The sequence below is a fragment of the Geobacillus sp. LYN3 genome (assembly GCF_003064505.1).
GTDB lineage: Bacteria > Bacillota > Bacilli > Bacillales > Anoxybacillaceae > Parageobacillus_B > Parageobacillus_B toebii.
Window position 1 is genome coordinate 138,348 of sequence record NZ_QCWL01000001.1, and the last position, 14,808, is coordinate 153,155.

The 14,808-nt window shown below is 44.7% G+C and carries 13 protein-coding genes; all 13 read right to left on the bottom strand.

Translation table 11 applies throughout. The features are described 5' to 3' along the window. Positions 1 to 329 precede the first annotated feature (329 nt). The 13 genes from flgL to DCC82_RS00845 all read right to left on the bottom strand — a co-directional run bounded on the left by flgL (position 330) and on the right by DCC82_RS00845 (position 14,658). Positions 330 to 1,235: a flagellar hook-associated protein FlgL gene (gene flgL / locus DCC82_RS00785; RefSeq protein WP_097353854.1), complete on the bottom strand. Its 906-nt coding sequence runs from the start codon at positions 1,233 to 1,235 to the stop codon at positions 330 to 332. 10 nt (positions 1,236 to 1,245) lie between these two features. Continuing rightward, on the bottom strand, positions 1,246 to 2,868 hold the full coding sequence (gene flgK, locus DCC82_RS00790; protein ID WP_097353855.1) for a flagellar hook-associated protein FlgK: 1,623 nt from the start codon (positions 2,866 to 2,868) through the stop codon (positions 1,246 to 1,248). A gap of 247 nt (positions 2,869 to 3,115) precedes the next feature. Beyond that, positions 3,116 to 3,595 (bottom strand): flagellar protein FlgN, encoded by a 480-nt coding sequence (locus DCC82_RS00795; protein ID WP_233252886.1) that lies wholly within the window; start codon positions 3,593 to 3,595, stop codon positions 3,116 to 3,118. A 14-nt stretch (positions 3,596 to 3,609) separates the two neighbouring features. Then, the gene (gene flgM / locus DCC82_RS00800; protein ID WP_097353857.1) at positions 3,610 to 3,873 is read right to left on the bottom strand and encodes a flagellar biosynthesis anti-sigma factor FlgM; all 264 of its coding nucleotides are present in this window, start codon (positions 3,871 to 3,873) and stop codon (positions 3,610 to 3,612) included. Between the two features lie 71 nt (positions 3,874 to 3,944). Next, positions 3,945 to 4,352, bottom strand: coding sequence for a TIGR03826 family flagellar region protein (locus DCC82_RS00805; protein WP_097353858.1), 408 nt, complete (start codon positions 4,350 to 4,352; stop codon positions 3,945 to 3,947). 23 nt (positions 4,353 to 4,375) lie between these two features. Beyond that, positions 4,376 to 4,813, bottom strand: coding sequence for a YaaR family protein (locus tag DCC82_RS00810; RefSeq protein ID WP_097353859.1), 438 nt, complete (start codon positions 4,811 to 4,813; stop codon positions 4,376 to 4,378). 82 nt (positions 4,814 to 4,895) lie between these two features. Next, positions 4,896 to 6,710, bottom strand: coding sequence for a flagellin N-terminal helical domain-containing protein (locus tag DCC82_RS00815; protein WP_097353860.1), 1,815 nt, complete (start codon positions 6,708 to 6,710; stop codon positions 4,896 to 4,898). A gap of 19 nt (positions 6,711 to 6,729) precedes the next feature. Beyond that, positions 6,730 to 7,158 (bottom strand): flagellar export chaperone FliS, encoded by a 429-nt coding sequence (fliS, locus tag DCC82_RS00820; protein ID WP_097353861.1) that lies wholly within the window; start codon positions 7,156 to 7,158, stop codon positions 6,730 to 6,732. A gap of 55 nt (positions 7,159 to 7,213) precedes the next feature. Next, complete coding sequence (locus DCC82_RS00825) at positions 7,214 to 7,510, bottom strand: EscU/YscU/HrcU family type III secretion system export apparatus switch protein (RefSeq protein ID WP_097353862.1); 297 nt, start codon at positions 7,508 to 7,510, stop codon at positions 7,214 to 7,216. Then, positions 7,507 to 11,466: a hypothetical protein gene (locus DCC82_RS00830; RefSeq protein WP_097353863.1), complete on the bottom strand. Its 3,960-nt coding sequence runs from the start codon at positions 11,464 to 11,466 to the stop codon at positions 7,507 to 7,509. The genes DCC82_RS00825 and DCC82_RS00830 overlap by 4 nt, the downstream gene beginning before the upstream one ends. 72 nt (positions 11,467 to 11,538) lie before the next feature. Then, complete coding sequence (locus tag DCC82_RS00835; RefSeq protein WP_097353864.1) at positions 11,539 to 12,246, bottom strand: ComF family protein; 708 nt, start codon at positions 12,244 to 12,246, stop codon at positions 11,539 to 11,541. After that, positions 12,243 to 13,742 (bottom strand): ATP-dependent helicase ComFA, encoded by a 1,500-nt coding sequence (locus tag DCC82_RS00840; RefSeq protein ID WP_097353865.1) that lies wholly within the window; start codon positions 13,740 to 13,742, stop codon positions 12,243 to 12,245. The genes DCC82_RS00835 and DCC82_RS00840 overlap by 4 nt, the downstream gene beginning before the upstream one ends. A gap of 70 nt (positions 13,743 to 13,812) precedes the next feature. Beyond that, entirely contained in the window at positions 13,813 to 14,658 is an 846-nt protein-coding gene (locus DCC82_RS00845) for a DegV family protein (RefSeq protein WP_097353866.1), read from the bottom strand. Between the last annotated feature and the right edge of the window lie 150 nt (positions 14,659 to 14,808).

The following is a 14,808-nucleotide window of genomic DNA, read 5'->3' on the forward strand; positions in this document are numbered from 1 at the left end:
TCATCATGAGAAACAATTTTCATCACCCGAACCGTTTTCATCCCCTTGCCTTCCCCCTATGTTTGGATCCTTCAGAACATATATTCGCCAACTCTTCTTCATCTCCTTTTTACATGAGGAAGGGGGAGATGATTTTTTATCATCAGACAGGAGACGATGGAAAAGATGGAGAACATCCATTCCTCCATGTCCAATAACAGGAGACATTTACATGATTTCATACATTTTTATAGATGTTTAACAAACTGCTTATACCTCCTTGCCGAAACCGCCGCGCTAGGCGGGCGGAGTCGAAACATGATAAGAAAAAAGCCAGCTAAAAAGCTAGCTTATCGCAAAAAGTCGACTAACGTTGGCTGAATGATGCGCGCGCCGACCGCTAATGCGGCACGATGGACGCTTTCTTGCACTTTTAAATCGGTAATGACGCGTTCCATGTCGACGTCTTCGTTATCCGACAGCATTTTTTGTGCAATGATTTCTTGCTGGCCGATGCGCTCCTCCATCAACTCGACGCGGTTCATACGCGCCCCCAACTCAGCGCGGGCGCTTAGTAATTTGCTAATATGTTGGTCAATATAGCCGAGGTATTCGTTAATATCTTTTCCTGTCTTGGTCGGATCGTCCAAATCGTTAGCAAGCGACTGCAAATCGCTGAACAACCCTTTTCCTTTTTGTGAAGCGTCATAATGGAACACTTTCGTTGGATCCACATTGACACCAATATAAATACCTTTCGCTAATTCGATTTTTACTTCTTCTGCATTGTTCGATGTTGTAATGGAGCCGTTCACCATTTGCACAGGAGGCTGTAACGTGTTTGTGCCGTTAAAAATATATTTGTCGCCGACTTTCGTATTGGCGATCGTCACCAACTGTTCGGTCAGCTGCTTAATTTCTTGCGAGATCGCTTGGCGCTGCGTTTCTTCATACGTGTCGTTGCTTGCTTGAACAACGAGCTCGCGAATGCGCTGCAACGCCTGTGTCGCTTTGTCGAGCGCCGCGTCCGAGTTTTCGATCCAGTTATACGCTTCGGAAAAATTGCGTTTCAACTGTTCGACTTCCGTTAAGTTCGTGCGATACGCCATCCCTTTCATCGCCACGACAGGATCGTCCGATGGGCGGTTAATTTTCTTTCCCGTGGAAAGCTGTTCTTGATATTTTCCTAAGTTCGCATAGCTAGCGCTTAAATGTTTTAGCATATTATTTGCCAGCATGCTTTGCGTGACGCGCACGTTTAGTCACCTACCTTCCGACGATACCCATTCCGTTGATGATTTTATCGAGCATTTCATCCACGACAGTAATTTGCCGCGCTGCCGCGTTATAGGCGTGCTGGAATTTAATCATGTTCATCATTTCCTCATCAAGAGATACGGAGCTAACTGATTGACGGCGCTCTTCCACTGATTGGCGGAGGACGTCGCTATTGTTTTTCATCCGGTTGGCTTGCTGACCGTCGACACCGATTTTGCCAATCCAGCCTTGGTAATTCGTTTGAATCGTGCCAGAAGTCAACGGCAGATTGAGCGTGCTGATCTGGATCGTGTTTGTTGTACCAATTAAACTGACTGTACCCGCAGAAAGCAACATGCTCCCGACGTTGGCAAGGTTAATCGCATTGTTTCCGTTTCCTGGCTTTCCTTCTTCCGTGGAAGCAGCAATGTTCGCAAGGTCGTCAATATCGGCAGAAAGACGAATCGTTTTTGCCGCTCCTTTTGCCTCTTGACCAAGTCCATCGAAAAAGGAAACACCCGTTTCGCCGTTGAGCCCATATCCTTTTTCGTGAACTGCATTAAACAATTTACCGAATGTATAAGCAAGCTTATCTAAGTTATTTAACATATCCGGATAAATACCTGTCACGATTGGCTGACCGTTGCTATCCTGCCCGTTTACGTAGCCGTACGCTTCGATGAGTCCGCGCAGTTTGCCCATTGGAAATGTGACTTGATTGTTGCTGGTGAAGGAAACGGACGTGCCGCCCACTTGCAACTCTGTGACTCCCGTAGCTGGCGGCATTTCCTTGATGTGCTCTTTGTCCCCGTCCACATCTTGACCATCTGGAAATGAAATCGATTGAAAATCCCCGCCTTGGACGAGATATACTTTTTCGTTTCCGTTGAGGAAATAAATATCATATGTCCCTTCCGCCGTTGCTGGCGCGTTTCCGCCGGTTGGATGTTTTTCGACTTGTACGTTAATCAGTTTGGAAAGCTCGTCAATAAGACGGTCGCGTTCGTCATACAGATCGTTCGGCAAATAGCCATTCGGTTCGACACTCGCAATTTGTTGGTTAATCTCGCTGATTTGTTTTGCGAGAGAGTTAATTTGTGTAATCGTCACACCAATCTGCGTGCCGATATCGGTTTGAATTTGCGATAACGAGTTGGATAAATAATGGAACGTTTCGACTACGGCAAGTCCGCGCTGGCGTACAACAGACCGCGCCCCTTCGTTTTCGGGATTGACGCTTAAGTCTTGCAGCGCTTGCCAAAACTGATCCATCGTTTTCGCCAATCCGTTATCCGACGGTTCGTTCATGATGTCTTCCATCTTGGCGATGGCATCCGCGCGCGCTTCCCAATAACCAAGCTTGTTGTTTTCCCCGCGATATTGAATGTCTAAAAAGTATTCGCGCACACGCTCAACCGAACCTGCTTTTACACCTGTCCCCATCTGCCCTGGGATTTGCGGACGATTCAGACCAGGGGAGGGAAATGGCTCCGTCTGTACAAAATTGACGCGCTGTCTTGTAAATCCAGGCGTGTTTGCGTTCGCAACGTTATGCCCTGTTACGTAAAGTGCGGCTTGCTGGGTCATCATGCCGCGCTTGGCAGCTTCTAATCCGTGAAATGTCGAAAGCATCGTTCTCCTGGTTACTAAAATCTATAAAAATCGACTCATCGCGATGGAAACAGGAAACACCGCTTGCCGCTCAGGAAACACCTGAGTTCCATCAGGAAGGGAATTTCCCTTGTCATTCACCTGCTGTGAAAGACACCCCGTGGATCGCGGTTAGCGACGGCATCTGTCGTGCACCATTCCTTCCATCGGTCAGTACACGACAACGATTTTAGCAACCAGGTCTACACCTCCTTAATGCTTATTCTCCTTAAGCCTTTGACTCGAATATGGAGCGGTTTAACGACTCTTCGTATTGGTTCGTTTCGTTATACGTAATCGGCTGGGCGGATGGCATGGCCACATCCAACATAGCCGAGACAAACTGCAAAGACTGCTCTAACAGCTGTTTATTTAATTCATTTGCCTGTTTGAGTTGTGCGATCGTTTCCGTCAACCGTTCATATAGCTTGGTAAGTTTCTCTCGTTCCGTTTTATCGGCAAGCTCAATGCAACGGGTGATCGTCATGTTTTGCGCGTTTGGAAATGTTTTTTCCATCCAGCGCACTCGCCGTTCCTCGAACTGTCGAATGGCGAAAATATGTTTTTGTTCTTCGTTCATTAACATCGACAATGCATCCATGTCATTTTTTTTCAACGCTTCCGTTTTGCGCTGGGCGAGCTTGTATAAACTTTCATGCAGCTTCGCTTGCGCTTCTAATATCGAAATAAGCCCAGAAAACGTCATCATCGTTCGCTCCGTTTTTATTGTTTTCGATAATATTCAATGATGCTTTTGGCGATTGCTTTCGGGTCAATCGTGTACGTACCGTTTTGCACTTGTTGTTTTAACCGTTCGACTTTTTCTTGGCGAGCGCTTTCCCATTTCGATGCTTCCTGCAATTCTTTCGCCGCTTCAGAAATTTCGACTTGATCTTTTTTTCTTGTAGACGGAACTTGCCGCTCCACTTTATTAAACTGCCGCTCATACGGATTGACGTTCATCGGACCTATATGATGAATTTTCACGCTGTTCACCTCGCTTTTCTCGTTCAACGTTCATCTGCCTACTATTTATATCGGAACAAAGAAGCGAATGTTTAATGCTCCTCATCTTTTTGGACATAATAAGTTACCATTCTTTGTCGTTGTCGCTGTTTTTCTTCCTCAAGCTGCTTTAATTGTGTTTGAATCCTTGTTCTACATTTCGGACAAAGTTGCCCTTCGCGGATCATCGTGCCGCACGATTCGCAAGGATAGCCGAGATTTGGAAAATGAACAAGCTGGAGCCGCCCTATTTTAATCCATTTCGTAATGAGCGATTCGCTTACTCCCGTCGCCTCGACGACTTGCGCCATCGTGGCAGTGCGGTTTTCGCGTTTACGGAGAAATTGATACACTTTTTCAAACAATGCCTCTTCTTCTTTATAGCACTGTTCGCAAACATCACGAATGGAATGTTTGACAAAAAGCCGCCCGCATCTCGGACAGTTTGTAAGCTCTCCCATCGTTTTCCCCTCCCCGCTTTCATTTACGTGTAAATGTTAATAATGAGTCCTTGAATTTCCCCCACGATGCGCAATATATCCAGTCCTTTTTGTTCCTTTTGCAATACGTTATTTGTTAATTCGATTAATTTGCGGTCCACTTCTTTGACGATTTTATAAATGCGCGCCCGGCCGCCGCGGCTGAATCCGCGCTGTTCTTCCAACTGTAGGCCGTTTTTGACGGCGTCGTCCAAAAATTGCTTGACAAGCTGTTTATATTTTTTCAAGTCCTCGATCGTTCGCGATTCGGCGAGCTTTTTCCCTTGTTCTTCGATTTGTTGGACTTGTTGCTGCACGCGTTCCCAGACGATATCATTTCGTTTTTTCGCCATCACTTCGGTAAATGACACCGATTCCATCGCTGTTTCTTCTTTACGGCTAACGTTCGATACGGTCGCCCTTGTTACTTTCTGCACTTCCATCGTCATCACCTCTTGTTATCCCCATTATCGCACAACTACAAAAAAAGGGCGAGGTCTTGTTGACCCACCCCTTTAGGAAACATTAGCTTTTCAATAATTGTAAAATTCCTTGCGGCAACTGGTTTGATTGCGCGAGCATCGCTTGTGCCGCTTGGGTTAAGATATTGTTTTTCGTAAACTCTGCCATCTCCATCGCCATGTCGGTATCGCGAATGCGGGATTCAGCGGATGTTAAGTTTTCGTTTGCCGTTTTTAAGTTATTGATCGTGTGCTCGAGGCGATTTTGGACGGCGCCTAGTTTTCCGCGTTCTTCGGATACTTTACTGATAGCCTGATCAATTATAGTAATCGCAGCACGAGCCGCTTGAGCAGATGATGACACATCAATTCCTGCTTCTGCATTTACTCCCACGCTAAGAGGCGTTGTATGGTCTGCTTTGCGAGCCAATCCTAAGCTTGCAGCATCCATCACACTCAAATCGAATCCTAGCGTTTCCGATTCATTTGCTCCGATTTGCATTTCAAGATTTAATTTTTGACCTTCTTTGTCCCCAAAACTACGATCAATCACCTGAATCTCTAGTCCGTTTGAAAAACCAAATGGTGCTCCATCTTCTGTTCGATTAGTAGAGAGAAGCAACATATTATCTACTACACTGTGGAAAGTCAACGCATCAACAGGTCTGTTCGCAGTATCCGCTACAGCATCATCAAGAACATCCTTAATTTCATTAAGCACGTCTGTTACACTCTTGCCACTGACGTTAATGGTCGCTGTTCCTTCCGTTCCGCTCCATGAATACGAAGCAGTTGTCGAATCACTAAACGTGATTTTTAAATTATCTATTTTTAATATATCACCGTTTTTTGGAACATCATTAAAAGATAGCGTAAACGATTCAGACGTTGCTGATGTACCACTTGCGACCAAAGTGTTAACTTCATTCGTTGAAGTATCTGTTGGCAAATATTTCAATTTAGTGTTGTCAAACGAAGAAGATACTTGAATTTTATTTGCTTCTTTTGATGACATGTTTTTTGTAGTTAACAAGGTCAGTTGCCCGTTGTTAATAGTATTGTCCGATGTAGTACCTGTATCTGAAGCTAGTGTTATCTGGCTTGCCGAGCTAAACGTGCTGTCGTTTAATATAATTGCATCTTTTAACGCTGCCATTAAGTTGTTAATATTTGCAATTACATCGCTATCATTACTCGGGTCAACCCAAGAGGAAACATCTACACGAATATGCCCTGTGTTTGTAACACCATCATTTTTCGCATCGATTTGATACGTTTTGCCGTTAATCGTAAAAATTTGTCCGTCAATTTGATTTTGCGTAAGCATTCCGAAGTTTACTGAAAAATCTAAAACAACCTGTGCAGGTGCGGTTGGTGCTGTTGTAACAACCCCCTCCCACGTTCCGTTACCGACATAACTCACCTTCGAAGAATTCACTTCCGCAAAAGCTTTCCCTTTTGGCGAACCACTAAACAAAATCTTTTGGTTAAATTGTGTCGTATCGGCAATACGATCGATTTCCTTAGTAAGCTGGTCAATTTCTGCTTGAATCGCTGCACGATCACTTGCCTCAAGTGTATCATTCGCCGCTTGCACCGCAAGCTCTCTCATGCGCTGCAAAATGCTATGTACTTCGTTTAAAGCCCCTTCCGCCGTTTGGATGAGCGAGATTGCGTCTAACGCATTGCGCTCTGCCATTTGAAGCCCACGAATTTGCGAACGCATTTTTTCAGAGATGGCGAGACCAGCCGCGTCGTCTGCCGCGCGGTTAATGCGTAAACCAGATGATAATCTTTCTAAGTTTTTAGAGACGCTCAATTGGTTTGCCGCTAAGTTGCGATAGGCGTTTAATGCTTGAATGTTATGATTAATTCTCATGTATTTTCGCTCCTTTATCTTATTTTTCTTCGTATGTGGTCACAAATTTTTCGTAAGCTGCTGCTTTTTGCATAAACGATTTTGTCATTGGCTGCGGTTCTTTTTTCAACGCTTCGTTCCAAGCGGATGAAATCGTCGTTATTAATTGAAGCACTTCTTTAATGATGGAAACGTCTTTCTTCATATTGGCCTCAATGAGACGTTCTGCCATATAGTTGTAAAGCGCATCTAATTGATGAGCGATAATGCCGGCATCATATTTTAACCCGACACCGAGCCGGCGGAGAATATCATTGGCTTTTTGCAGCCGTTTATTGGCGTCTATATAATTTTTTTGTTCAATCAATGTAATCGCTGCTTCTAAACTTTCAATGAGTCCTTCATAAAGCAGGGCCGTTAGTTGTTGGGAATTTTTTTTATAAACAATTTCTTCAGTGAGGACCTCCAAATTGTACACCCCCGTTTGCTCTCTATTTTTTATATCGGCCATTTATCGACGTAGTTTAATAGTTTTTTTCTATTTCTTCTATTAATATTAAAATTTCCGCAATGACAGCGTATAGTTGCGGGGGAATGCTGTCACCTAAATCAAGGTTTAACAAGTTTTGCACAAGGAGTGGATCTTCTTGGATATGAACGTTATGTTGTTTCGCTAATTCAATAATCTTTTGCGCCACATATCCTGTTCCTTGAGCGACGACAGTCGGTGATTTTCCGGTTTCTTCATCGTAACGAATAACCGCTGCTGTGGGACCGTTTATTTGACTTCGTTTTTTTTGGTTAAAATATTTTTGGATCATATTGTAAAATCGTATCCTTTCTCCGTAAATGTTGCATAAGATGGTGTCTGTGATATCGGTTTCGACTCTTTCATTGGCATATTTTCTTTCGATAATTTTGTCACGTTCACTCCGGTGACATGATAACCGATTTCTTCTAATCTTTCTTTGGCAACATCCATAAGTGGTTGAATCTTCTCCGCAAAATCCTCTTTGTCGTTACGAAACGTAATCGAAAGATTTCTTTCATTTGCATTCAGTAAAATCCCAATATCGCCTAATTTTTTCGTCTCAAGCAAGAAATATAAACTGCAATTTTCCCAGTCAATTCGTTCGCCGTCTTTGCGAGAATTCACATACACTTTTATGCTTCGTACTTCATTTTGTAATAACAGCGGTAACGTGAAGAAAAAGCTTTGCACATTCGCGCCTGCATCAAATTTATTTAACAGTTGTTGCCCCGTAAGATTATTTAACGCTTGTTCCGCTTGTTGTGCTACTTGCTCGTTTCCGCTTTGGGCAAGTTTCAAGAACATTGCCTTCATATTTTGTTGTGGTGCTTCTCCATTGTTTCCTTTAAAAACGAGCGATTCAGCGACTTCGTAATCATGAGTTAAACCGAGCCGGCGAATCGTTTCAAACATTTGCCGTGCTGATGGTTCAAGCGCAACAGGTTGAACCGTTTTATTCATCTGCGTTAAAAACTCTTTTGGCGAACCAGCAAACTTTAAGCTTTCGTCTGCCACAAAATGTTTCACTTTCACATCAGATGGTTTAAATTGCATTTTTGCGAGTACATCTTTTACTTCTTTCACGATTTTTTGCGAACCGCTATAATCGCCCTTATTCAATCGTTTTTTCGCCTCGGCGAGCTGTGAACTTGCTTTCATTAATTGTTTTTCTGTCATCATATCGGTAAATAACATCATATCGCTTTTTAAAATGGCGTTGTCTAATTGCTTAATTGTCGTTTCTAAAAGCTGTTTCGCCTGAGATTGGGCGCTTTGTTTATATTTATCGATTAATTGCGAAATCGTCTCTAAATTACGCATAATGTCGCGTTTTATATTTTTAAAGTCAATCGCCGCTTGCGACATTTTTTTCGTAACGGTTTGTACAATGATATCTTTTGTTTGCAATTGTATGCTTGTTTGCCATTCGGAATCAAAAAGGCTATCTAAGCTAGTGGATGGATCAGTTTCTTCGTTGGCCGCCGGAGGCAATGATGTTTCGATTTCCGTCAATGTTTCTAGCATCGTTTGTCTTGCAGCAAGTTCTCTTCCGTTTTCTTTCAGCTGCAATGCTTTCGTAAAAGAGTCCGCTAGTTTTTTCCCGAGCTCTGGTTCTTCGGTTAATCGCGGCATCGTTTCCGTTTTAATAAAGTCCAACGCTTTTTCTAAGTTTGCTTCACGATGAAGTGTTTTGATTGCTTTGCGAACGGCATCATATACATGTTGATTGGATATTTCTTTTTCATTCGTTATATCTTTCATTTGTTCGTTTTCTAAATTTGTAAGACTCGCAAGAAGCTGCTCGCGACCACTTTTATCAAGTTTTGCCGCTTCAAACATTGCTTTTGTCAACTGTGTTGCGATGTTCTTATCGGAAAAACGATGAAGCTGCTGGCGTATTTCTCGGATCGCCGCTTCGATGGTCTCCGCTTTGTCGATTGTTTGTTTTACTTGTTGAATCGTTTCAAGCAGATCAACTTGCGGCTTTTGTTCTTTTGCTGCTACAGCTTTTTCTACTTGTTCAAGCGTGCGAATGAGATGGTTTTTCGCGAATGTTTCCCGGCCGATTTGTTGTAACAGCGAAGCGTCTTTGATGGCTTTTTCCATTTTTTGTTGTACTTCCACAGGCACATGGTCGTTATGAACGAGCTGCGTACGGACATGTACCAACGCTTTTGTCAAATTGACTTCCTTCATGACCTGGCTGCGCACGTCTTTCACTAGTTCCACAAGATTTTGAGACGGTTGAGGTTTTGCTTCATTGGCACGCAATGCTTCCTCTGCCTGCGTTAACGCCTGCATTAAACGAACACGGACCTCGACTTCGCGGCCTTGTTGCTGAAGTTGTACTACTTCACGCAGTGCTCGATTCACTTTTTCGGCTACTTCCCGATCCATTTCTGGCGCATCCACGATGTGTTGGCGAACCTGTTCTACCGCTTTGGACAAGTTCGGTTCGCGTGCTGCTTGTTCACGTACTTGTTTCACTTGGTTCGCAACATCTCGTACGTTCGGTTTCTCTTGCCCAACAGATTGTTCTACCTCCGTTAATGCTTGAATGACTTGATGGCGCGCTATTGCTTCTTGACCGTTCGCTTTCAGAACCTGCGCTTCTTTAAGGACTTGATCGACTTTTTGTTGTACTTCCTTTGGCACATCGTCGTTATCAACAAGTTGTGTGCGAATCTGTGCCAATGCTTTCGTTAAGTCATCTCCCTTCATGACCTGACTACGCACATCTTTTACTAGTTCTGTAAGATTTTGAGACGGTTGGGCCTTCGCTTCGTTCGTGCGAAATGTTTGTCCAACTTGATTTATTCGCTGCTTTGCCATTTCTAACGGTCTTTCTGTTTGGCCGGCTTGTTTGCGCGCAAGTTCTTTTTCAATTTGTTCGAATGCTTGAATAAGGCGGTCTTTGCCAGCTTTTTGAGCAATAGACAAACGTTCAATGAATGTTTCGATTTCTGCTGCCGTTTTCTCATCTACATGACTAATAACTTCATTTTTTAATCGTTGAATTGCTTCCGGCAAATGGTTCGTATTCCGAATGATGTCTTTCGCTTTTTGCAGCGCCTGTACCGTCTGTTCGACCCCATCATGAACTTTCGCTTCTGTCGTTTTGGAGCTGGATGCTATTTCATCCTCCATTTGTGTCAATGCCTGCACTAACTTTGCTTTGGCAGAAAGGGGTTGGCCTATTTGTCGTAATCTCTCTACTTCCTGGAGAGTTGCAGCTATTTTTTCTTGAACATCATGAGAAATGTTTTTGTTATCCACCATCTTTTCTTTTACAATCGCAATCGCTTTCCCTACTAACAGCTCGCGCTGCACATAGTCACGTAGTTTTTTCACTTGTTCTACCAGGTCATCCTCGCTCATTCCGCGTTGAACGCCCGCTTCTTGAGAAACAGATTGTTCCAACAACACTAATGTTTGCATGATTTTACTGCGGGCAAATGATTCTTGACCTTTTTCATGGAAAACGACCGCTTCACGCACCGCTCTATTTAAGGCTTCCGATACATCTGTTTCTGCCGCTTTAGCTAACTCGGCAACGCGTTCGATTACTTTGGCAAAATTCGGCTCACGTTGAATTTCTTTACGAACATTCGCAATTGCTTCTTTTGTAATACGACCATTGTTTTCAATTTCTTGTTTTGTAAATGTAAAACTTGCATCCAGTTGTTTGGCGATGGATGTTAACACTTCACCCAGCGGCTTTCCGTGCAGCGCCTCATGAACCGCTGTTATTTGTGTGTTTGTTACTTCTAATTTTTTATTTACTAAAGCACGAATCGTATCTAGTTTTTGTTCGACCGTACCCGGGGCTTCAGCGAAAAATGTTTTTAATACGGCAACCGTTTCTTTCGTTAGCGGCATTTCTTTAGATAGTAACAATTGTGCCGCTTGTTTTAACTCAGTAGGCACATTTTCCCCTGCACCGAGTTTGGTTAAAAGTGTTGTGATATCATTCATTTGCGGCTTTGCTGCAGGTTGAGGTCGTGGGATCACTTTCACTACTGGAATATCGCCTTGTTGGGCTGTTACCTCTATCATCACACGTCCTTCTTGAGGCAATTCCCCTTCTACTTGAACACGAATATCCGTTCCTTTTATATTCACTATCGCTTCATTGATATTTATTTTTTCTTTTATCGTTGCCTCATACGTTTCACCATTTTTTAATAGGATCGGTTGTTCATGCACGAAAGCTGCTTGTCTTGTTAGGAAATTTCGAACTTCCATCACGATCACTCTCCGTTCATCATATCCCTATTTTTAATATCGGCATATCTCAAGCGGATGTTTACTGACTAGTTATGACCGAACGAGAGTGAAGGAGGAGACGTCTATCGCTCCAGCTTGACGCAACACCTTCGCCGCATGCCTTAACGTCGTTCCTGTCGTATAAATATCGTCGATTAACACAATATGCTTGTCCTGTAAAGGCATTTTTCCTGAAAACTGAAAGACGTTTTCCGTCCGCAATCGCTCACGGCGCGATTTTTTGGATTGTTTTTCGAGGTGATGGCGTGTGAGGATATCGTGGATGGGGAGAGCGAGCAGCTCGGCCAGCGCCTTTGCTTGGTTAAAGCCTCGCTCGTACAGCCGCTCGGCGCTGAGGGGAATCGGAACGATCAAAAAGGTATGGTCAAAATGACGATAAAATTCACGGCGAAAGTCTTCTTGAAACGCTTGGACAATCGCGTAGTCGCCGCGAAATTTCCAAATCGCAACCACTTCTTTCATAAATTCATTGTACATATACACCGACCGATTTTTCGTCAACACATCTTTCCACTCGTCGTCCTCTTGCCAGCGAACACAATCCATGCATAATCGCTCTTTACGATGGGATGGTTCAAGGTCTGCAAACGGGCGGCCGCACATATCGCAAATTTCTCCGTTAATCCTCATCAACGCATTGCGGCATTTCGAACAAAGACAATCCGCTTTTTCTAATGTCAAAAAATGCCGCCAACTCACCATCGGATTGTACGGCGTATGGCAAATCAAGCACTTCATTGCGTTTTTAACATCCCCCTTTCCGACGCCTCCTTATTCATTCGCTCAATCTGCCGTTTCGCCGCGACCATTTCCCGCGTTTTTCCGTAATGGAAAAAACGGATGTCGCCGCTTGGAAATTGAGCGCTTCGCCCGACGCGGCCGGCAATTTGCACGAGCGCGCTTTCCGTAAAAATGCGGTCTTCCGCGCCAAGCACGGCAACGTCAATGTTCGGAACGGTCACGCCGCGTTCCAAAATCGTCGTAGTGACAAGAAGCGGAATATGCCCGTCGCGAAACGCTTGCACTTTTTCCGCGCGCTTCGGATCTTCCGCGTGAACGCCTTCGATCCGCTCGTCTAATAGTTTCAATATACGTACAACTTGCTCGAGCTCATCAATATGGGGGACGAATAAAAACGCTTGTTTTGCTGTTTCAATGCGCAATTTCACCCAGGTGATGACGTTGCGGGGAAGACGCCTGCGCTTTAACTGCTTGCGCCAGTTTCCACACCATTCAAAGGATGGGACAGGAAGAGGAAAACCGTGGTAGCGGGCGGGAATGGTGACCGCTTTTCGTTTGCCGCGCTTGATTTCCTTCTGCCACTTCGGGTGAGGGGTTGCGGTTAAATAAATAAGGCTGGAGGTCTCTTTGCGCGCTTTTGCGACAGCATATTCAAGCATCGGTTCCACCGAATACGGGAAGGCGTCGACTTCATCAATCACCATCACATCAAAAGCGCGGTAAAAACGTAATAGCTGATGGGTGGTGGAAATAACAAAAGGGGCGAATTTGCCGCGGTCGTCGCTGCCGCCGTACAAGGCGATCAATGGGACGCCTGGAAATGCTTGTTTCAAGCGAGGGGCAAGCTCGCGCACAACATCGGTTCTTGGTGTGGCAATACATACGCGTTTTCCCATCTCAAGCGCCCGCGCGATGCCTGGAAACAATACCTCCGTTTTTCCAGCGCCACAAACCGCCCATACGAGCAATTCGTCATTCCGCACGATTGCGTCCTCCACCGCATCGGCAGCACGCTGCTGGCCTTGGGATAACGTTCCGTTCCAGGAAAGCGGGGAAAAATAGCAAGCTTGAGGGAAGGAAAAGCGGGATACAACCAGCGGGGTACATGCGCTGACACGTCCCATCATAATGCATTTGCGGCAATATGTACAAACCGCTTGACAGCGTGCACAAGGAAATGAGGCGAAAAAATGATTCTCCTCGTTTCCGCACCTTATGCAACGCCATCCATGTTTCGTTTTCGCAATCCCTTTTTCATAGGAAAGGTAGCCGTGTTCATAATGGGCTTGAATCATCTCGAGAGGAAAAGGAAGTTCCTCGAGGAGAAGCTGTTTTCCTTCCAGAAAGGAAAGGAGTTCTGGGGAGTAAGGAAACTCGGGGTGCAGTGGGATAGAAGACGCGACATCAATGTAGCTGATCGGTTTAGCAGTTTGGTCATTGGTTTTGGCCAATGCTTCGGGAATCAACCTTCCTTCATCCACAATAAAACGCAATACGCTCCCTCCATTTCGTATTGTTCGTCCCTATGCCGCATAAAGCTTTGCGGCATAGGGATCAACAAGATTACGGTTGATACCATGTTAGTCCTAACGCACCTTCGCCAAGATGGGTGCCGATGACTGGGCCGAAGTAGCTCACCATGAATTCGACATGCGGATACTTGCTTGACAGTTCCTGCTTCCATTGTTCCGCCTCGTCTGGACGATTCGCGTGAATGATCGCGGCTTTGAGCGGCACTCTTTTGGCTGCGTCTTCGGCAAACAATTCTTCAATGCGTTTCACTGCTTTTTTGCGCGTGCGAATTTTTTCAAACGGAACGATCACTTTATTTTCAAAGTGAAGCAGCGGCTTAATTTGCAGCAGTCCGCCGATGAACGCCTGCGCGCCTGTCAATCTTCCGCCGCGCTGCAAATGCGATAAATCGTCTACCATAAAGTAAGCGCGCAACGTTTTTTTCACTTCATCGAGCCGTGCGATGATTTCCTCTGGCGTTTTCCCATCAAGCGCCATCTTCGCTGCTTCGATCGTGTAAAAACCTTGGGCCATGCAGCTGATTTCCGAATCATACGCGTACACTTGCAGACCATCGACCATATTCCCTGCCGTCAGTGCACCTTGGTATGTTCCGCTAATGCCGCTCGAGAGATGAATGCTAATGACCGCATCGTATCCTTCGTCACGGAGCGATGTAAATAGTTTGACAAATTCGCCAACCGCTGGCTGGGAGGTGGTCGGCAGCTCTTTATGCTGCTTTACTTTGTCGTAAAATTGTTCCGTGCTAATATCTATTTCCTCACGATACGTTTCCGCGCCAAACGAGACGCTCAACGGAATCATATGAATCCTTAGCTTATCGCGCACTTCTTTCGGAATATAAGCGGTGCTATCCGTTACAATGGCTGTTTTCATCGTTCATACCTTCCTCGTCCATTAGTCTTTATTACCTATTGTAACAAAAAAAAGGGACGAAATTCATTATCCAATAGCAGTGAACTACCCCCACTTAATTTCTAGCGAAAATTTGAAGTGGGGGCTTCCAAAGAAGTTTGACTGCTTCAA